The organism is Streptomyces sp. NPDC048255 (genome assembly GCF_040652415.1).
Taxonomy (GTDB): domain Bacteria; phylum Actinomycetota; class Actinomycetes; order Streptomycetales; family Streptomycetaceae; genus Streptomyces.
Genome location: NZ_JBEZMA010000015.1, coordinates 48509 through 68689, shown reverse-complemented (window position 1 = coordinate 68689; position 20181 = coordinate 48509). Strand labels below are relative to the sequence as shown.

Below are 20181 nucleotides of genomic sequence, written 5' to 3'. Positions count from 1 at the left end.
CTCACAATGAATCTGGTCCTGATACTGTTTCCCAGTATGAGGACCACTTCCGAGACCGACACCACAGACGGCGTTCTCGCGGAGCAGCTGCTGCGCCTGACCCGACGGCTCCACCGCATCCAGAAGCGCCATCTGGAGCCGCTCGGCATCACTCCGGCCCAGTCCCGGCTGCTGCGTCTGGTCTCGCACTTCGACGGCGGGGAGCCCCCCCGAATGGCGGACCTCGCCGCCCGCCTCGAAGTGGTGCCCCGCGCCGTGACCACCCTCGTGGACGGCCTGGAGGCGGCCGAGTGCGTACGGCGCGCGCCCGACCCCGCGAACCGGCGCGTCATAAGGATCGAGCTCACCGAGACCGGCCGCGCCACGCTGCGCCGTCTGCGCAACGCGCGCACCGACGCGGCAGAGGAGATCCTGGCTCCATTGACCGCCGACCAGCGCGAGGTGCTCGGCGGCCTGCTGAACGCTCTGACGGACGCCCCCGCGGAGCGGCACTGCTGAGAAGGCCACGCGCTGGCCGCGAGTAGGCGAGGGGTCCCACATGCCGCTGCTGGAACCGGACCCGGGGGCCCTGCGCCCGCGCGGCACCGGCGCCCCCGCCCCCGACCGGGTTCCCGAGCACCGGTCCGCCGGCACCCCCGAGCCGCTGCGCACCGAGCTCTCCGAGCTGCTGGGCGCCGAGAAGGTGCTGTGGAAGGTCTCGGACCTCGTCCGCTACGCGTCCGACGCCTCGCCCTACCGCTTCGTGCCGCAGGTCGTCGTGGTCGCCGAGGACATCGACGACATCTCCGCGGTGCTCTCGTACGCCCACGGCAAGCAGCGCGACGTCGTCTTCCGCGCCGCCGGGACCTCGCTCAACGGCCAGGCCCAGGGTGAGGACATCCTCGTCGACGTACGCCGCCACTGGGCCGGCGTCGAGGTGCTCGACGAGGGCCACCTCGCCCGCATCCGGCCCGGCACCACCGTCGTGCGGGCCAATGCCGCCCTCGCCCGCCACGGCCGGATCCTCGGCCCCGACCCGGCCAGCGCCATCGCCTGCACCCTCGGCGGGGTCGTCGCGAACAACGCCTCCGGCATGACGGCCGGGACCACGCGGAACTCGTACCGCACGCTCTCCTCCCTCACCCTCGTCCTGCCCGGCGGGACCGTCGTGGACACGGCCGACCCGCTGGCCGACGAGGAGCTGGCGCGCGCCGAACCGGCGCTGTGCCACGGGCTGATGGACATCAAGCGGGAGATCGAGGCCGACCCTGAGCTCGTCGCCCGCATCCGAGCCAAGTACGAGATCAAGAACACCACCGGCTACCGGCTCGACGCCTACCTGGACGGGAACACCCCCGTCGAGATCCTGCGCGGGCTGATGGTCGGATCGGAAGGCACCCTCGGCTTCATCGCCGAGGTCGTCTTCGACACCCTCCCGCTGGACCGGGAGCTGACCTCGGCCCTGCTCTTCTTCCCGTCCCTGACCGCCGCGGCGGCGGCCGTACCGCGGTTCAACGAGGCGGGCGCGATGGCCGTCGAGCTGATGGACGGCAACACCCTGCGGGCCTCGGTCAGCGTGGCGGGCGTCCCCGCCGACTGGGCGGACCTGCCCAGGGAAACGGCGGCGCTGCTGGTGGAGTTCCGCGCTCCGGACGAGGCGGGCCGGACGGTGTACGAGCGCCGGGCGGCCGAGGCCCTCGCCGGACTCGACCTGGTCGCGCCGGTGGCCTCCGTCACCAACACCTTCACCCGGGACGCCCGCACCATCGCCGGCTACTGGAAGGCCCGCAAGGCCTTCGTCACCGCGGTCGGCGGCGCCCGCGCCCCCGGCACCACCCTGATCACCGAGGACTTCGCGGTACCGCCCTCCCGGCTGGCCGAGGCCTGCGAGGCGCTCCTCGAACTCCAGGCGCGGCACGGTTTCGACGCCGCCGTCGCCGGTCACGCGGCCCACGGCAACCTGCACTTCCTGCTCGCCTTCGACGCCTCCCGGCCCGCCGACGTCGAGCGGTACGCGGCCTTCATGGACGCGTTCTGCCGGCTCACCGTGGAGCGCTTCGACGGCTCCCTGAAGGCCGAGCACTCCACCGGCCGCAACATCGCCCCTTACCTGGAACTGGAGTGGGGACCCAGGGCCACCGAGCTGATGTGGCGCACGAAGCGGACCCTCGACCCGGCCGGGGTGCTCGCCCCGCGCGTCCTCCTCGACCGCGACCCGCGGGCCCATCTGCGCGGCCTGAAGACCATCCCGCGGGTGGAGGCGGTGGCCGACCCGTGCATCGAGTGCGGTTTCTGCGAGCCGACGTGCCCCAGCGGGGACCTGACGACCACTCCGCGCCAGCGCATCGTGCTGCGCCGCGAGATGACCCGCCAGCAGCCGGGTTCACCGGTGCTGGACGCGCTGCTCGGTGCCTACGGCTACGACGCCGTGGACACCTGCGCGGGCGACTCCACCTGCAAGCTCGCCTGCCCGGTCGGCATCGACACCGGCGCCCTGATGAAGGACTTCCGCCACCGGCGGCACGGCCCGCGCGAGGAGCGCGCCGCCGCACTGGCCGCGCGGCGGTTCCGGACCGTCGAGGCCGCCGCCCGGCTGGCCGTGGCCGCCGCCGACAAGGTGCCCGGCCGGGTCGGGGACCGGCTGCTGGAGGCGGCCACGGGCGCCGCGCGCAAGGCCGTACGCCCGGACCTGGTGCCGCGGTGGCTGCCGCAGATCCCGGCCGCCGCCGCGCGCAGGCTGCCCGCCACCGGGCGGGTGGGCGCCGCGGCCGTGTACTACCCGGCCTGCGTCAACCGGATCTTCGGCGGCCCGGAAGGCCGGCCCGGGCCCTCCCTCCCGGAGGCCGTGGTGGCCGTGTCCGAGCGGGCCGGCCTTCCGGTGTGGATCCCCCGCGACGTGACCGGCACCTGCTGCGCGACGATCTGGCACTCCAAGGGCTACGAGGAGGGCACCCGGCTGATGGCCAACCGCATCGTCGAGGCCGCCTGGGGCTGGACCGCCGGCGGGCGGCTGCCGCTGGTGGCCGACGCCTCCTCGTGCACGCTCGGCCTCGCGCACGAGGTGGTCCCGTACCTGACGCGGGACAACCGGGAGCTCCACGCGGAGCTGCGGATCGTCGACTCGGTCGTGTGGGCGGCGCGGGAGCTGCTGCCGCGCCTGGAGATCCGGCGCACCGTCGGTTCGGCGGTGCTCCATCCCACCTGCTCCATGCGTCACTTGGGCGACGAGGCGGAGCTGCGCACCGTCGCCGAGGCGTGTGCCCGGGAGGTGGTGGTCCCGCAGGACGCGGGCTGCTGCGCCTTCGCGGGCGACCGCGGCATGCTGCACCCCGAGCTGACGGCGTCGGCGACGGCCCGCGAGGCCGCGGAGGTGACGGCGCGGTCCTTCGACGCTCACCTGTCGGCCAACCGGATGTGCGAGGTGGGCATGGACCGGGCCACAGGGCGCGGGTACTACTCCGTACTGCTCGAACTGGAGCGCGCCACGCGTCCCTGACGGGGCACCTGACCCGGGGCCCTGAGCTGGGCCGACTCCCTGCGCCGCGGCAGCAGAACTCTTCGCGACGGCCCGCTGCGGGCGGAAAACCAATTGCCGTGACCGGTTCCGGAAGACGAACCTTGCTCTGTTCGGCCACTCGACGATTCATGGGGCGTCATGCAGATCAGCGATCTTCCGTATCCGGACCCCGGGGTACCGGACGCCCGTTCCGGGCCCCGATTCCTGGTCTGGCTGGGCAGGGGGCAGATCGGCGGGCAGCTCAAGGCCCTGGCCTGGGGGCTGGTGCACTTCTCCGGTGTCGCCGGGCTGCCGTACGCGGTGGGTCTGGGCGTCGAAGCGGTCGTAGACCGCGACTCCACCGGGCTGCTGCTGGTCGGCGGTCTGCTCCTGCTGCTCGGCGTCGCCATCGCCGTCGGCGACGCGATGCTCCACCGGACCGCCGTCACCAACTGGATCACCGCCTCGGCGCGCGTCCAGCAGCTGCTGGCGCGCAAGACCGCCGAACTGGGCTCCGCGCTGACCCGCCGGGTCGCCGCGGGCGAAGTGGTCGCCGTCTCCACCGGTGACGTGGAGAAGATCGGCTGGTTCGTCGAGGCGGTCTCCCGCTTCCTCGCCGCCGTCTTCGCCGTGGTCCTGGTCTGCGTCGGCCTGCTGTTCTACGCGCCCGAGCTGGGCATGGTCGTGGCGGTCGGCGTACCGGTGGTCGCGCTGGCCGCGCTGCCGCTGCTGCCCCGCGCGACCCAACGCGCCGACATCCAGCGGGACAAGGCGGGCAAGGCCACCGAGCTGGCCTCCGACACCGTCGCCGGCCTACGCGTACTGCGCGGCATCGGCGGCGAGGAGCTGTTCCTCAGCCGCTACCGCGAGGCCTCCCAGGAGGTCCGCGAGGCCGCCGTGCGCAGCGCCCGGATGTGGGCGCTGATCTCCGCGGTCCAGGTGCTCCTGCCGGGCGCGCTGATGATCACGGTGGTCTGGTACGGCGCCGGGCTCGTCCTGGACGGGCGCATCGAGGTGGGTGAACTCGTCGCGGCCTTCAGCGCGGTGGCCACGATGCTCTACCCGCTGCGGCACTTCGAGGAGATCGCCATGGCGTACTCCTTCTCGCGTCCCTCCGCCAAGCGGGCCGCCCGGGTGCTCTCCCTGACCCGCACCGACGCCGCCGGTGAGCGGCCGGTGGCCGCGGGGACGGCGCAGGCTCCCGCTCCGGGCGGGGACCTGTACGACCCGCAGACCGGGCTGCTGGCCCCAGCAGGCCGGTTCACCGCCGTCGTGTGCGGGGATCCGGACCTGGCCGGGCGGCTCGCGGAGCGCCTGGGCGGCCATCCCATGGACGACGCCGCCGCGGCCGCGGACGAGCCCTCGGTGCTCCTCGGCGGGGTCGCGCTGGACGAGCTCGCGCTGGACACCGCGCGCACGCTGGTCCTCGTACAGGACAAGGAACCGGTGCTGCTGTCCGGCACGCTGCGCGAGCTGTTCGACGTGCCCGCCTCCGGGGCCGTGGAGGCGGGGGCGGCGCTGGACGCGGCCCAGTGCCGGGACGTCCTCGACGCGCTGCTGCAGTCCGCGCCGGACGGGGTCGGCGACCCGATGGACGCGCGGATCACCGAGCGCGGACGGTCCCTGTCGGGCGGTCAGCGCCAACGGCTGGCGCTGGCACGGTCCCTGGTCACCGACCCGGAGGTGCTGGTGCTGGACGAGCCGACCTCGGCGGTCGACTCGCACACCGAGGCCCGGATCGCGGAGGGTGTCGCGGCCCTGCGCGCCGGACGCACCACGGTGGTGATGGCCTCCTCGCCGCTGCTGCTGGACCGTGCCGACCGGGTCGTCCTCATCCACGAGGGCGCGGTGGCCGCGATCGGCGCGCACCGGGAACTCATGCGCGACGAACCGCTCTACCGCGCGGTCGTCACCCGCGAGACGGACGACGAGCAGCGGCTCGCCCGGCTGGAACTGACCCGGCTCGAAGAAGAACTCACAGAGATCGAGGAATCCGCATGATCGGCGTGGCGCCACCGGAGCACGATCCGGCGGCCCCCGAGGCGGCCGCCACCCTGCCCGTGGGCACGTCGGCGACCGTACGGGGTTATGTTCGCGGCCTGTTCCGGCGGCACCGGCGGGCCTTCCTGGCGCTGGTGGCGGTCAACGCGGTCGCGGTGATCGCCTCCATGGTCGGCCCGTACCTGCTCGGCCGGGTCGTGGACGACCTCGCGTCGGGGGTGCGCGAGCTCCATCTGGGGCGCGTGGCGCTGCTGTTCGCGCTGGCGCTCGTCGTGCAGACGCTGTTCGTCCGGCTGGTGCGGCTGCGCGGCGCGATGCTCGGCGAGGAGATGCTGGCCGATCTGCGCGAGGACTTCCTGGTGCGGTCGGTGGCGCTGCCGCCGGGCGTCCTGGAGCGCGCCGGTACCGGTGACCTGTTGTCGCGGATCACCACCGACATCGACCGGCTGGCCAACGCGATGCGCGAGGCCGTGCCGCAGCTGGCCATCGGCGTGGTGTGGGTGGGGCTGCTGTTCGGCGCGCTCGCGGTCACCGCGCCGCCGCTGGCGCTGGCCGCGCTGGTGGCCCTGCCGGTGCTGGTCATCGGCTGCCGCTGGTACTTCCGGCGGGCGCCGTCGGCGTACCGCTCGGAGGCGGCCGGATACGCGGCGGTCGCGGCCGCGCTCACCGAGACGGTGGACGCGGGGCGCACGGTCGAGGCGCACCGCCTCGGGCGGGACCGGATCGCGCTGTCGGAGCGCCGGATCAAGGAGTGGACGGCGTGGGAGCGGTACACGCTGTTCCTGCGGACGGTCCTCTTCCCGGTCATCAACGTCACGTACATCACGATCCTCGGCTCCGTGCTGCTGATCGGCGGGTACTGCGTGATCCAGGGCTGGATGTCGGTGGGGCAGATGACGACGGGTGCGCTGCTGGCACAGATGATGGTCGATCCGATCGGCCTGATCCTGCGCTGGTACGACGAACTCCAGATCGCCCAGGTCTCGCTGGGCCGCCTGGTGGGCGTACGGGAGATCGAACCGGACGCGGGCGACGCGAAGGTCGTGCCCGAGGGCCGGGACGTGCGCGCGCGGGAGGTCCACTTCGGCTACCGGGAGGGCGTGGACGTGCTGCACCAGGTGTCGATGTCCGTGCCGCCGGGCACCCGGATGGCGCTGGTCGGCCCGTCGGGCGCGGGCAAGTCCACCCTGGGCCGGCTGCTGGCGGGCATCTACGCGCCCCGGACCGGCGAGGTCACCCTGGGCGGGGCGCGGCTGTCCCACATGCCCGCGGAGCGGGTGCGCGAGCACGTGGCACTGGTCAACCAGGAGCACCACGTGTTCGTGGGCTCCCTGCGGGACAACCTGCGGCTGGCCAGGACGGGCGCCGGGGACACGGAGCTCTGGGCGGCGCTGGGCGCGGTGGACGCGGACGGCTGGGCCCGGGCACTGGAGGCCGGTCTGGACACCGCGGTCGGCTCCGGCGGCGCCGCGCTGACCCCGGCGCAGGCCCAGCAGGTCGCGCTGGCCCGGCTGGTGCTCGCGGACCCGCACACGCTGGTGCTGGACGAGGCCACCTCGCTGCTGGATCCGCGCGCCGCACGGCACTTGGAGCGTTCGCTGGCCCGGGTGCTGGACGGCCGCACGGTCATCGCGATCGCCCACCGGCTGCACACCGCGCACGACGCGGACGTGATCGCGGTGGTCGAGGGCGGCCGGATCAGCGAACTCGGTTCCCACGACGACCTGGTCGCTGCGGACGGCGCGTACGCGGCCCTGTGGCGCTCCTGGCACGGCTGACGCCGGAGCGGCGGGCCCGTGAGGGCCGCAGCCACGAGAGGGGAGGGCTGCGGCGGAGTGCCTTCGTGGGAGAGGCTCATCCGTCCGCAGTGGGTGATCAGGACAAAAAAAAGAGTGCCCTCTCCGGGGCACTCTTAACTTATAGCGCACAGGGGGGCTTGCCGCAAGGCCCTGGTGGTGTCGCAGAATCGTCCACCTAAGCCACCTGCGGAAACGGGAGTTTCACGAAGTGCCTTCGCTGACCACCAGTGCGTTCGACCTTCCCAACCACCTCTCCCCCAAGGCCGACCCGAGGCTGATCGACCGCGACGAGCAGCACTTCGCGGCCATCGCCGAGAGCCTCGAAGAGGCGATCGCCGAAGTGTCCGACCGCTTCGACGCCGCGCGCAGGGCGCCCGGCGGCGTCGGCCGGGAAGCGATGGACCGGGACGTGGAGATCCACCGGCTGACCGGCCGCCTGCGCTCCCTGCGCCGCTTCGGTCTGGACCTGTGTCTCGGACACGTCGTCAGCTCGGACGACGCCGAGCCCCTCTACATCGGACGGCTCGGCCTCACCGACAGCACGGGACGCAGGCTGCTGCTCGACTGGCGCTCGCCCGCGGCCGAGCCGTTCTTCGCGGCGACCCACGCCAATCCGATGGGGCTGGCGAGCCGCCGCAGGTACCGCTGGACCCGCGGCCGGATCAGCGACTACTGGGACGAGGTGTTCACCTCGGACGGGCTCGAAGGGCACGCCGCGCTCGACGACCAGTCCGCCTTCATCGCCAGCCTGGGCGGCAACCGGTCGTCCAGGATGCGCGACGTGCTCGGCACCATCCAGGCCGATCAGGACGCCATCATCCGGGCCGGCTCGCGCGGCGCCCTCGTCGTCGACGGCGGTCCGGGTACGGGCAAGACCGTCGTCGCCCTGCACCGCACCGCCCACCTCCTCTACTCCGATCCCCGCCTCGGTCACCGTCGGGGCGGCGTGCTGTTCGTCGGCCCGCACCGGCCCTACCTGGACTACGTCGCCGACGTCCTTCCCAGCCTCGGCGAGGAGGGCGTGCAGACCTGCACCCTGCGGGACCTCGTCGACGAGGGAGCCGGCGCGGCGATCGAGAGCGACCCGGACGTGGCCCGTCTGAAGTCTTCCGCGGACATGGTGAAGGCGATCGAGCCTGCCATCCGCATCTACGAAGAGCCGCCCGCCAAGGGAATGACGGTCGAGACCCACTGGTCGGACATCTGGCTGAGCCCCGACGACTGGGCCGCGGCGTTCGAAGCACCGGAGCCCGGTACTCCGCACAACGAGGCGCGCGAGCAGATCTGGGAGGAGCTGCTCACGATCCTGATGGACAAGCAGGACGACGACGAGGTCCCGCCCGACCTGTTCCGGAGGTCGCTGCAGCAGAACAGGGAGCTGGTCAGCACCCTCAACCGGGCGTGGCCGATGCTCGAAGCGACCGACCTCGTCGGAGACCTGTGGTCGGTGCCCGCCTACCTGCGCAAGTGCGCTCCCTGGCTCGGCCCCGACGAGGTGCGCAAGCTCCAGCGCGAGGACCCGCAGGCCTGGACGGTGTCCGACCTGCCGCTCCTGGACGCGGCTCGGCAGCGGCTCGGCGACCCGGAGGCGTCACTGCGCAAGCGCCGGCGTGACGCCTCCGTCGCCGCCGAACGCGAGCGCATGGCCAACGTCATCGACAGCGTGATCGCGGCCGACGCCGACGGAGAAGGTGCGGTGACGATGCTGCGTGGAAAGGACCTGCAGGACAGCCTGATCGACGAGACGGCTCTGCCCGGTACCGACCGGGACCTGCTCGCCGGCCCGTTCGCGCACATCGTCGTGGACGAGGCCCAGGAACTGAGCGACGCGGAGTGGCAGATGCTGCTGGTCCGCTGCCCGTCCCGCAGTTTCACGATCGTCGGGGACCGAGCCCAGGCCAGGCACGGGTTCACGGAGTCGTGGCAGGAGCGGCTCGAGCGGGTCGGGCTCGACCGGATCGAGCTGGCCTCCCTCAGCATCAACTACCGCACGCCGGAGGAGGTCATGGCGGAAGCCGAGCCGGTCATCCGGGCCGCGCTCCCGGACGCCAATGTGCCGACCTCCATCCGCAGCAGCGGCATCCCCGTCGTACACGGATCCGTCTCGGACCTGGACTCAGTCCTCGACACCTGGCTCGCGGCACACGCCGAAGGGGTCGCCTGCGTCATCGGCGATCCCGCCTTCCGGGCGACGTCCCGCGTCCGGTCGCTGACCCCGGGGCTGTCGAAGGGGCTGGAGTTCGACCTCGTCGTCCTCATCGACCCGGATGCGTTCGGCGAGGGCGTCGAAGGAGCGGTCGACCGCTACGTCGCCATGACCCGCGCGACCAAGCAGCTCGTCGTCCTCACGAGCTCCTGACGCCGGCCGGGTGACCGCGTCCGCCCTGGGCTCAGACGAAGCCCAGGGCGGACGCGCCGCCGAAGCCTCCGAGGAGGAGGAACACCGGCATGAGGACCTTGAGCTCCACCCAGCTGCCCGCGCGGAAGCGCATCATCTTGGGCGGGCCGATCGGGTACCAGCGCTTGCCCGCGATCGGGAGGGGCCACAGGATCGGGCAGCCGGAGACGGTCAGGGCGTCGCCGATGTCGTGGACCAGGGCGCCGAGGAGGATCGGCAGGCCGAGCCAGAGGTACTCCTGGCCGGGCCCGGTGAACAGCCAGCCCGCGCCGTTGCCGGGCTGGTCCAGTACGCCCGCCAGGATCCAGGCGCTGGTCGCGCCCAGCAGCCAGACCAGGATGTCGCTGGACATCCGGGCGGCCCGCCACAGCAGGCCTTCCACGGCCAGCACCAGGTGGACGAAGAGCAGGGCGAGGACGCCCCAGCGGTCGGCGGTCACGGCGATGGCCGAGGCCCCGCCGCCGATCAGCACGGCCCACAGCCAGGTGTGCGTCAGGGTGCGGTGGCCGCCGGTGCGGCGGGCGTCCTTCTTGGAGCGGGTGGCCTTGTAGACCGCGTACGAGATCTTGTCGACGACCTCGCACAGGCCCCGGGACAGGGGGCCGAAGGCGCGCGAGATCGTCGCCGACTTGTGGTCCAGGTCGGGGGCGAGGGCCGCCCCGGCGCAGATCAGCGCGCCGACGACGAGGACCGGCCACGGCATGGGGTGTCCGGCGGCCGCGGTCGCCGCGCCCACCCCCAGCCAGGCCGCTGCCCCGGACAGTGAGTGAGCCGGACCCATCATGGTCGTTCCCCGCCCCGGTGGTGTGGTGGTCGGGCCCGGTCGACGGTTTCGTCCGGGCCGCATCGACGGCACAGCGTACCGTCGGTGATCTTCGTCCCGACGGCCGGTTCCCGCATCCGGGGGGAAGCCAGGCAAGATGGGGGGTGTGACCCTCATTGATCAGCTCCCGCCGAACGCCGACCCCGACGCCCTCTTCGAGGCTTTCTCCTCGTGGGCGGAGGACCAGGGCATCACCCTGTACCCGGCTCAGGAGGAGGCGCTGATCGAGGTCGTCTCCGGGGCGAACGTGATCCTTTCCACCCCCACCGGCTCCGGCAAGAGCCTGGTCGCCGCGGGCGCCCACTTCACCGCCCTGGCCCAGGACAAGGTCACCTTCTACACCGCACCCATCAAGGCGCTGGTCTCGGAGAAGTTCTTCGACCTCTGCAAGCTCTTCGGCACCGAGAACGTCGGCATGCTGACCGGCGACGCCTCGGTGAACGCGGACGCCCCCGTGATCTGCTGCACCGCCGAGGTGCTGGCCTCCATCGCCCTGCGCGACGGCAAGCACGCCGACATCGGCCAGGTCGTGATGGACGAGTTCCACTTCTACGCCGAGCCGGACCGCGGCTGGGCCTGGCAGATCCCGCTGCTGGAGCTGCCGCAGGCACAGTTCGTCCTGATGTCGGCGACCCTCGGCGACATGAAGCGGTTCGAGGAGGACCTGACCCGGCGGACCGGCCGGCCGACCTCCGTGGTCCGCTCCGCCACCCGGCCCGTCCCGCTCTCGTACGAGTACGTGACCACGCCGATCACGGACACCATCACGGAGCTGCTGGAGACGAGGCAGGCTCCCGTCTACATCGTGCACTTCACGCAGGCCCAGGCGGTCGAGCGGGCGCAGTCGCTCATGAGCATCAACATGTGCACGCGCGAGGAGAAGGACAAGATCGCCGAGCTCATCGGCAATTTCCGCTTCACCACGAAGTTCGGCCAGAACCTCTCCCGCTACGTCCGGCACGGCATCGGCGTGCACCACGCCGGCATGCTGCCCAAGTACCGGCGGCTGGTCGAGAAGCTCGCCCAGGCCGGTCTGCTCAAGGTCATCTGCGGTACCGACACCCTCGGCGTCGGCGTCAACGTGCCGATCCGCACGGTGCTCTTCACGGCGCTCACCAAGTACGACGGCAACCGGGTCCGGACCCTGCGGGCCCGCGAGTTCCACCAGATCGCCGGCCGGGCCGGCCGGGCCGGCTTCGACACGGCGGGCTATGTGGTGGCCCAGGCACCCGAGCACGTCATCGAGAACGAGAAGGCCCTCGCGAAGGCGGGCGACGACCCGAAGAAGCGCCGCAAGGTGGTGCGCAAGAAGGCACCCGAGGGCTTCGTCGCCTGGTCGGACACCACCTTCGAGAAGCTGATCGCCGCCGACCCGGAGGCGCTGACCTCGCGCTTCAAGGTCACCAACATCATGCTGCTGTCGGTCATCGCCCGGCCGGGCGATGCCTTCAAGGCCATGCGCCACCTCCTCGAGGACAATCACGAGCCGCGCAAGGCGCAGCTGCGGCACATCCGGCGGGCCATCGCGATCTACCGCTCCCTGCTGGACGGCGGGGTGGTCGAGAAGCTCGACACCCCGGACGCGGAGGGCCGCACCATCCGGCTGACCGTCGACCTCCAGCAGGACTTCGCGCTCAACCAGCCCCTGTCCACCTTCGCGCTGGCCTCCTTCGACCTGCTCGACCCCGAGTCCCCCTCGTACGCGCTGGACATGGTGTCCGTCGTGGAGTCCACGCTGGACGACCCGCGCCAGATCCTCGCCGCCCAGCAGAACAAGGAACGCGGCATCGCGGTCGGCCAGATGAAGGCCGACGGCATCGAGTACGAGGAGCGGATGGAGCGGCTCCAGGACGTCACCTATCCCAAGCCCCTCGAAGAGCTGCTCCTGCACGCCTACGACGTGTACGCCAAGAGCCACCCGTGGGTCCGCGACCACCCGGTCTCCCCGAAGTCGATCATCCGTGACATGTACGAACGCGCGATGACCTTCACCGAGTTCACCTCGTTCTACGAGCTGGCCCGCACCGAGGGCATCGTGCTGCGCTACCTGGCCAGCGCGTTCAAGGCGCTGGACCACACCATCCCCGACGACCTCAAGTCCGAGGACCTCCAGGACCTGATCGCCTGGCTCGGCGAACTGGTCCGCCAGGTCGACTCCAGCCTGCTCGACGAGTGGGAGCAGCTGGCGAACCCGGAGGTGGAGACGGCGGAGCAGGCCCAGGAGAAGGCCGACCAGGTCAAGCCGGTCACGGCGAACTCCCGCGCCTTCCGCGTGCTGGTCCGCAACGCCATGTTCCGCAGGGTGGAGCTGGCCGCGCTCGACCACGTGAACGTGCTGGGCGAGCTGGACGGCGAGTCCGGCTGGGACGCGGACGCCTGGGGCGAGGCCCTGGACGGCTACTGGGACGAGTACGACGACCTGGGCACCGGCCCCGACGCCCGCGGCCCGAAGCTCCTGCAGATCGAGGAGGACCCGGCGCACGGCCTGTGGCGCGTCCGGCAGACCTTCGCCGACCCCAACGGGGACCATGGCTGGGGCATCAGCGCCGAGGTCGACCTCGCGGCCTCCGACGAGGAGGGCCGGGCGGTCATCCGGGTCACCTCCGTCGGCGAACTCGGCGCGCTCTGACCGCCCCCCGCAACCCGCCGGCTCCCGCTTCCCGCCGGCTCCGTCCGGACCTGACAGTGGAGAACCCCTGATGACGAACCCCGCCGAGAGACTGGTCGATCTGCTCGACCTGGAGCAGATCGAGGTCAACATCTTCCGCGGCGTCAGCCCGCAGGAGTCCCTCCAGCGGGTCTTCGGCGGCCAGGTCGCCGGCCAGGCGCTGGTGGCCGCGGGCCGGACCACCGAGAGCGACCGTCCGGTCCACTCGCTGCACGCGTACTTCCTGCGCCCCGGCATTCCCGGGGTGCCGATCGTGTACCAGGTGGAGCGGGTGCGCGACGGGCGGTCCTTCACCACGCGCCGGGTCACCGCGGTCCAGCAGGGCAAGACGATCTTCAATCTCACCGCCTCCTTCCATCACCCGGAGGAGGGCAGCATCGAGCACCAGCTGCCTCCTCGCCTCGACTTCCCCCACCCGGACACGCTTCCCAAGGTCGCGGACGAGATCCGCGAGCACCTGGGGGCGCTGCCCGAGGCGCTGGAGCGGATGGCCCGCCGCCAGCCGTTCGACATCCGGTACGTGGACCGGCTCCGCTGGGCTCCCGAGGAGCTCAAGGACGCCGACCCGCGCAGCGCGGTGTGGATGCGCGCCGTGGGCCCGCTGGGCGACGACCCGCTCGTGCACACCTGCGCCCTCACCTACGCCAGTGACATGACCCTCCTCGATGCCGTGCGCATCCCCGTGGAACCCCTGTGGGGCATGCGCGGATTCGACATGGCCTCGCTGGACCACGCCATGTGGTTCCACCGGCCCTTCCGCGCCGACGAGTGGTTCCTGTACGACCAGGAGTCCCCCATCGCGCACGGTGGCCGCGGTCTGGCCCGTGGCCGGATCTACGACCTGGAAGGCAGGCTGCTGGTCTCCGTGGTCCAGGAGGGCCTGTTCCGTCCGTACTCCCCCCGGCCGGCGGAGCCCGCCGGACCGTCCCCGAAGAGCTGAGCGCACCCATGCCGACCCCGGCCCCGACCCCGGCCCTCCCCTGCCCCTGCGGGCTGCCCGCCGCCTATCCGGAGTGCTGCGGCCGCTTCCACTCCGGTGCCCAGCAGGCGCCCACGGCCGAGTTGCTGATGCGCTCGCGCTTCAGTGCCTTCGCCGTGGGTGACACCGCCTACCTGCTGCGCTCCTGGCACCCCTCGACCCGCCCGGGACGGCTCGACCTGGACCCCGGACAGCGCTGGGAGCGCCTGGAGATCCTGGGTACGGAACGCGGCGGGATGTTCGAGACGGAGGGCTCCGTCGAGTTCCGGGCGCACTACCGCGAGGGGCGGCACACCGGTTCCCTGCACGAGCTCAGCGGCTTCTCCCGCGAGGCCGGGGCCTGGGTCTACGTCGGCCCCCTCTCCCCCGTCGACTTCGACTGACCGCGCGCGCCGGTCAGAGCGAACTCCAGGCTGGCCCGGTACCAGCTGATCTCCTCCGCCGGTTCGGCCTTCAGCAGCCGCAGCGCCACGGCCGCGGCGGCCGGGGCCTGCGGGTGCCCGTACGGCGGTGGCGGGGCCAGTGCGGCCAGGACGATCCGCTCCGCCGGGTCGGGCACTGCTTCCCACACCTCTTCCTCGGGGAGTACGGAGGCCAGTACGGCAGCGCGCTCCCACGGATCGGCGGTTCGTCTCAGCAGGAGCGCGACGTGCCGCCCGCGCCACTTCCGGGGGCGTAGGTCGGCCCTGGCCTCCATCAGTTCCCGGTCCGCCGCCGGCGCCGTCCCGCGCAGCAATGCGGGCTCCCGCTCGGCGAACTCCCTGAGTTCCGCGGCCAGATACAGCCATACGACGGCCCGGTACCGGTTGATCCGGTATCCCACCGGAGTGAGGTGCCCGCAGCGCGCGAGCCGGGTGAACCGGCTCGGGCCGACCCCCAGCACCTCCGCTCCGGCGTCCGCGCCTGCCACGGCCCTGACGCGCTCACGCAGCGCTTGCGGCCCGTCCGCCTCCGACCCGGACCGGCCCTCTGCCCTTGCGACCCGGTCCAGTTCGGCCCGCGCGTACCGCGCTCCGCCGCCGGGCGCCGACGGCGCGGCGCGCACGATCCCGAGCTGAACGGCCCGGGCGAACTCGCTCCGGCTCAGCCCAAGTTCCCCGGCGGCCTGCACACCGCCCACCAGTACGTCCGCATCCCCCGGCGCTTGCAGGCGCACGGCCTCGGCATCCCGCAGGGCGGTCTCCATCTGCATCATCACGGTCTCCCCCACCAGAAGTGATTACTCTGTGTGAAGACCGTAACTCAGCGCAACGACACCCCGCGAGGCCTGTGGACAACTCCCGCAACCGGCCCTCTTCCGAGGTCGGCTCAGCCGCCCGTGATACGCCGCTCCGTCACCCCGAGGTGCTCGCCCACCCGGTTGACCAGCAGCGTCATCTCGTACGCGACCTGCCCGATGTCGGATTCGGCGGCACTCAGCACGCACAGCGAGCTGCCCGCACCCGCCGCCATGACGAAGAGGACCCCGTCGTCGTACTCGACCATGGTCTGCCGGACCTCACCCGCCCGGAAATGCCGCCCCGACCCCTTCGCCAGGCTCTGCAGACCGGCCGCCACGGCCGCCAGGTGCTCCGAGTCCTCCCGGGCCAGCCCCGCGCTCGCACCCGTGACCAGGCCGTCGTTGGAAAGCACCACCGCGTGCCGGACCTGCTGGACCCTGCGTGTGAGGTCGTCCAGCAGCCAGTCGAGCTGCTTGTCCAGTGCCATCCCTAGCCCCTCCCCGTCGACGCGGCCGACGTGGCCGCGCCCCACCCCGCGTAGTCGTCCCGCAAGCCTTCCCCACCAGCGCCTTTCCGGCAAGGAGGATGTCCCCGTGGCGAAGAAGATGACTCAAGAGGACGGCCGTCCGGCCAGCCCGCCGGCCCGGTTCACACGGAGTCGGCCTGCGGCTCCACCGAGTCCAGCAGCCGGGCCGTGTGCACCCGCCCCGCGTACTCGACGAGCCTGATCAGCACTTCCTTCCCCGAGTCCTTGTCCCGCGCGTCACACAGCACCACCGGTGTCCCCTGCTCCAGGTCCAGCGCCCGCGACACCTCGGCCGCCCCGTAACGCCGCGCCTCCGTGAAGCAGTTGACGGCCACGACGAACGGGATGCGCCGGTGCTCGAAATAGTCCACAGCCGGGAAGCAGTCCTCCAGCCGCCGCGTGTCGGCGAGCACCACCGCACCGAGCGCCCCCTGCGACAGCTCGTCCCACAGGAACCAGAACCGGTCCTGTCCCGGCGTCCCGAACAGGTAGAGCGACAGTCCGGACCGGATGGTGATCCGGCCGAAGTCCATGGCCACGGTCGTGGTCGTCTTCTGGTCCACCCCGCCCGTGTCGTCGACCAGTTCGCCCGCCTCGCTCAGCAACTCCTCGGTGCGCAGCGGCCGGATCTCGCTCACCGCGCCCACCAGCGTGGTCTTGCCCACCCCGAAGCCGCCCGCCACGAGGATCTTCAGCGCGAGCGAGGCCAGTTCGGTGTCGGCTTCGGCATCGTGTTGTCCCATCACAGCGCTCGCAATCCCTCGATGACTTCCCGCAGAATCCGCTCGTCCGGCAGCTGGGCGGGCGGTACCGGCCTGCTCACCTTGACGTGCCCGCCCTCCAACAGGTCCCCGAGCAGGACCCGGACCACTCCCACCGGCAGATCGGCTTCGGCGGAGAGTTCCGCCACCGACTGCGTCTCCGACCGGCAGAGTCCGAGCAGCGCCCGATGCTCGGGGCCGAGCAGCGACTCGGCCGCCGGGTCGGCCCCCGCAGCGCCGCCGGTGTCTATGACGACCAGCGCGATCAGGTCGAAGCGGACCCCGTGGGGTCCCGGCTTCGTTCGCCCGCCGGTCATGGCGTACGGACGGACGAGGGGGCCCGCGTCGGCGTCGTACCACTGGCCGTTCATGTGCCGGACCGCCGCCCTCAGCCCGCGGCCGGCGGACGGGCCGCGAACCGGGGCGGGGTGTACAGGTGCTCGCCGACCCGCTTCACCAGCCGGGCCATCTCGTACGCGATCAGCCCGATGTCGGCGCTGGCGGCGCTGAGGACTGCCAGGCACGAGCCGTCCCCGGCGGCCGCGACGAAGAGGAATCCCTCGTCCATCTCCACCATGGTCTGGCGCACGCCCCCGGCGTGGAAGTGCCGGCCCGCGCCCTTGGCCAGGCTGTGGAAGCCGGAGGCCACGGCGGCCAGGTGCTCGGCGTCCTCCCGGCTCAGCGCGCTGGAGGCGCCGACCGCCAGACCGTCGTTGGACAGGACCACGGCGTGCCGGACCTCACGGACCCGGACCACCAGGTCGTCCAGCAACCAGTCCAGTTCGCCCGACCGGCGGACGCCGTCAAGGTCGATCCTCTGGTGTTCGATCATCACACTTCTCCTTCGCTGCCTGCGTGAGGGGAGTTCTCCCGGGCGCCGCGGACCCAGCCGTCCCGGTAGGCGGCCATCCGGTCCCGCGCCTGTTCCGGGCTGCGGCCGGGCGGGTCCCCGGGGACCCGGTCAGCGGCCGGCTCCTTCGCGGCCGGTGCCTCGCGCAGCTGGGGGACGAGGCTGGCCTGGCGCACCCGGCGCGGCAGTTCGGTCACCGAGGCCGGGGGCTGGGCCGGAGCCGTGGGCCCGGTGACGGCCGCCGTGTGCGTACGGGTTGCCGCGGGACCGGAGGGGCGCGGCCGCAGGGAGGACACCGGAGCCGGACGCGGCTGCTCCGCGGCGGGGGTCCGGTCCGCGGCCGGATTCCGGTCCGGGGTTGCGGTCCGGTCCTGGGCCGAGGTCCGGTCCGTGGCGGAGGTCCGGTCCGGAGCGGCGGTCCGGTCCCGGGGAAGGTGCCGGTCCGGGCCCGGGATGCCGCGTACGTCGTCCCGTACCGCCGCGGCCCGCGCGTCCTTCCGTACGACGTTCATGACGGTGGCCTGCTCCGCCTGCCTGACCTGCATGACCTGCGCGTCCTGGCGTCCCGGGCGGCGGGCCGGCGGCTCGGCCGGGTGTTCCGGGGCGGCGGCGCCGGTGGTGATCGCGCCCTGGAGCAGGGAGTTCGGCAGCAGCACCACGGCGGTGGTGCCACCGTACGGTGACGTGCGCAGGTGCACCTTGACACCGTGGCGGGCCGAGAGGCGGCTGACCACGAAGAGGCCGAGCCGGTCGCTGTCGAAGAGGTCGAGCGCCTCGGACTGCTCGATGCGCCGGTTGGCGTCGTTCAGGGTGTCCCGGCCCATGCCCAGCCCGCGGTCCTCGACCTCCAGGACGTAGCCGGCCCCGACGGGCTCACCACTGACCCGGACCTTGGTGTGCGGCGGGGAGAACTGGGTGGCGTTCTCGATGAGTTCGGCGAGCAGGTGCGTCAGGTCGGCGACGGCGCCGCCGAGGACCGCGGCCTCGGCGAGCTGGCGGACCTCCACGCGCGGGTAGTCCTCGATCTCGGAGACGGCGGCCCGGACGACGTTCGTCAGCGGGACCGGCATCCGCCAGGCCCGGCCGGGCGCGGAACCCGACAGGATGATGAGGCTCTCGGCGTGCCGGCGCATCCGGGTGGTGAGGTGGTCGAGGCGGAAGAGGTCGCCGAGCTCGTTCGGGTCGTCGGCGCGCCGTTCCATCGAGTCCAGCAGGGTGAGTTGCTTGTGCACGAGTACCTGGCTGCGGCGCGCGAGGTTGACGAACACCCCGGAGACCCCGCTGGCCAGTTCCGCCCGCTCGACGGCGGCGCTGAGCGCGGCCCGGTGGACCGTGGCGAGCGCCTCGCCGACCTGGGTGATCTCGTCGTCGGCCGGGGGCCCGGGCGGTGTCTCCGCCTCGACGTCGATGTCCTGCCCGGCGCGCAGCCGGTCCATCGCGTGCGGGAGCTTGCGGTGGGCGATCTCCAGGGCGGTGTTGCGCAGGGAGACGAGTTCGACGACCAGGGCGCGGCCGATGCGTACGGAGATGAAGAGGGAGGCGGCGACGGCCGCCAGGCCGAGCAGTACGGCGGCTCCGGCCGGGCTGAGTGCCCCCTCGGTGAAGGGGTCCGCGCGGTCGGCGGCCGCGGCGTGCGCGGCTTCGTCGATCTCCCGCATCGAGGCGCCGATGCCGGTGTGGGCGGCCTCCCAGCCGGAGGGAGCCCCGACCGCGTCCCGGGCCGTACCGGCGGCCAGCGCCCGGTCCTCGGCTCCGGTGAGGTCGGCGTAGGCGGCGCTCTTGGCCACGGACTGCCAGGCGGCCTGCTGGACGGCGGGGAGGTCCGCGGTGGCACTGGCGGTCAGGGCGCGGCGGGTCTCGACGGCTCCGGTCAGCCGCCGAAGCGTTTCGGCGGTGCGCGGGCCCGGCAGCGCGAGCAGCGCGTCCTCCCGGGCGAGGAGTTCCCGGGCGCGGGCGAATTCGAGCAGGACGCGGGCGTCGGGGCCGAGTTCGGCGTCCTGGCCGTCGGAGAGTGCCCCGGCGACGGCCAGGGCCGAGTCGACCACGCGGGTGTAGATCTCGTAGGCGGCCTCCGGGGTGGCCCGGCGGCCGGCGATGTCCTTGCGGGTGGAGGTGAGCGCGTCGGCGGCGGCGACGAAGGCGCCCAGGCGGACGACCACGTCGGTGCGGTAGCCGCCGGAGTCGGCGACGGTGTGCCGGTCGCCGAGGCGCAGCCGCTGGACGGCGGTGTCGGTGCGGCGGGCCTGCTGCTCCAGGGCGCCCTGGTCGGCGGTGGGATCGGCCAGCAGCCGGACCGCTGCGCGCCGTTCGGCCTGGAGCTCGCCGACGGCGGCGGCGACGGGGGTGCGTATCTGCGCGTCGACCCGCTGGACGCGGCTGAGACGGGCGATGTCCTGGGCGGTGCTGACGGTGGCGAAGGCCCACAGCGCGAGCAGCGAGACCACGGGGACCATCAGCAGGGAAACGATCTTCGCGCGGACGGTACGGGGGCGCAGCCGCAGCCGGGACCCGCTGTCGCGGGCCGGGGCGGGGGCGCGCTCGGGGGCGCGGGCCACCGGCGGCTCCTCGGCCGGGGGCCCGGCGTGGGCCCGGCGGCCGCGCGCCGCAGGCGCGGGCAGCCGCGGCGCCGCTGCTTCCGGTTTTCTGCGGGGTGTGCGCATGGGCTCCTCGTTCCGGGGCGG

Annotated in this window: 15 protein-coding genes; 8 read left to right on the top strand and 7 right to left on the bottom strand. The window is 72.8% G+C overall.

Going from position 1 to position 20181, the window contains the following annotated elements; genetic code table 11:
- Positions 1 to 36: 36 nt before the first annotated feature.
- The 5 genes from AB0D94_RS15065 (at position 37) to helR (ending at position 9634) form a co-directional block, all read left to right on the top strand.
- On the top strand, positions 37 to 498 hold the full coding sequence (locus tag AB0D94_RS15065) for a MarR family transcriptional regulator (protein ID WP_362051239.1): 462 nt from the start codon (positions 37 to 39) through the stop codon (positions 496 to 498).
- A gap of 40 nt (positions 499 to 538) precedes the next feature.
- On the top strand, positions 539 to 3475 hold the full coding sequence (locus tag AB0D94_RS15060; protein ID WP_362051237.1) for an FAD-binding and (Fe-S)-binding domain-containing protein: 2937 nt from the start codon (positions 539 to 541) through the stop codon (positions 3473 to 3475).
- A gap of 159 nt (positions 3476 to 3634) precedes the next feature.
- On the top strand, positions 3635 to 5476 hold the full coding sequence (locus tag AB0D94_RS15055; RefSeq protein ID WP_362051235.1) for an ABC transporter ATP-binding protein: 1842 nt from the start codon (positions 3635 to 3637) through the stop codon (positions 5474 to 5476).
- Positions 5473 to 7254 carry an ABC transporter ATP-binding protein gene (locus AB0D94_RS15050; protein WP_362051233.1) on the top strand — a complete coding sequence of 594 codons (1782 nt, stop codon included), beginning with the start codon at positions 5473 to 5475 and terminating at the stop codon, positions 7252 to 7254. Before AB0D94_RS15055 ends, AB0D94_RS15050 begins: the two co-directional genes overlap by 4 nt.
- A 229-nt stretch (positions 7255 to 7483) precedes the next feature.
- Positions 7484 to 9634 carry an RNA polymerase recycling motor ATPase HelR gene (gene helR / locus AB0D94_RS15045; RefSeq protein ID WP_362051232.1) on the top strand — a complete coding sequence of 717 codons (2151 nt, stop codon included), beginning with the start codon at positions 7484 to 7486 and terminating at the stop codon, positions 9632 to 9634.
- A 31-nt stretch (positions 9635 to 9665) separates the two neighbouring features.
- On the opposite strand, the gene AB0D94_RS15040 is transcribed toward helR, so the two are convergent.
- Entirely contained in the window at positions 9666 to 10457 is a 792-nt protein-coding gene (locus tag AB0D94_RS15040) for a metal-dependent hydrolase (RefSeq protein ID WP_362051230.1), read from the bottom strand.
- 145 nt (positions 10458 to 10602) lie between these two features.
- Here AB0D94_RS15040 and AB0D94_RS15035 point away from each other — a divergent pair, with 145 nt between their 5' ends.
- From AB0D94_RS15035 to AB0D94_RS15025, 3 genes are all read left to right on the top strand, one after another.
- Entirely contained in the window at positions 10603 to 13125 is a 2523-nt protein-coding gene (locus AB0D94_RS15035; RefSeq protein WP_362051228.1) for a DUF3516 domain-containing protein, read from the top strand.
- A gap of 70 nt (positions 13126 to 13195) precedes the next feature.
- A complete protein-coding gene (locus AB0D94_RS15030; protein WP_362051226.1) occupies positions 13196 to 14104 on the top strand; it encodes an acyl-CoA thioesterase II in 909 nt (302 codons plus the stop codon).
- 8 nt (positions 14105 to 14112) lie between these two features.
- Complete coding sequence (locus AB0D94_RS15025; protein WP_362051224.1) at positions 14113 to 14526, top strand: YchJ family metal-binding protein; 414 nt, start codon at positions 14113 to 14115, stop codon at positions 14524 to 14526.
- Here AB0D94_RS15025 and AB0D94_RS15020 read toward each other — a convergent pair.
- The 6 genes from AB0D94_RS15020 to AB0D94_RS14995 form a co-directional block, all read right to left on the bottom strand.
- Positions 14490 to 15338: a DUF6397 family protein gene (locus tag AB0D94_RS15020; RefSeq protein WP_362051222.1), complete on the bottom strand. Its 849-nt coding sequence runs from the start codon at positions 15336 to 15338 to the stop codon at positions 14490 to 14492. The genes AB0D94_RS15025 and AB0D94_RS15020 overlap by 37 nt on opposite strands.
- A gap of 113 nt (positions 15339 to 15451) precedes the next feature.
- On the bottom strand, positions 15452 to 15850 hold the full coding sequence (locus AB0D94_RS15015) for a roadblock/LC7 domain-containing protein (RefSeq protein WP_266938345.1): 399 nt from the start codon (positions 15848 to 15850) through the stop codon (positions 15452 to 15454).
- A 161-nt stretch (positions 15851 to 16011) separates the two neighbouring features.
- Positions 16012 to 16632 carry an ATP/GTP-binding protein gene (locus AB0D94_RS15010; RefSeq protein WP_362051219.1) on the bottom strand — a complete coding sequence of 207 codons (621 nt, stop codon included), beginning with the start codon at positions 16630 to 16632 and terminating at the stop codon, positions 16012 to 16014.
- Positions 16632 to 17021, bottom strand: a complete 390-nt coding sequence (locus AB0D94_RS15005; RefSeq protein WP_362051217.1) for a DUF742 domain-containing protein — start codon at positions 17019 to 17021, stop codon at positions 16632 to 16634. Before AB0D94_RS15005 ends, AB0D94_RS15010 begins: the two co-directional genes overlap by 1 nt.
- Before the next feature lie 17 nt (positions 17022 to 17038).
- Positions 17039 to 17482, bottom strand: coding sequence for a roadblock/LC7 domain-containing protein (locus AB0D94_RS15000; RefSeq protein ID WP_266938340.1), 444 nt, complete (start codon positions 17480 to 17482; stop codon positions 17039 to 17041).
- Positions 17482 to 20160 carry a nitrate- and nitrite sensing domain-containing protein gene (locus AB0D94_RS14995; protein ID WP_362051214.1) on the bottom strand — a complete coding sequence of 893 codons (2679 nt, stop codon included), beginning with the start codon at positions 20158 to 20160 and terminating at the stop codon, positions 17482 to 17484. The genes AB0D94_RS15000 and AB0D94_RS14995 overlap by 1 nt, the downstream gene beginning before the upstream one ends.
- Between the last annotated feature and the right edge of the window lie 21 nt (positions 20161 to 20181).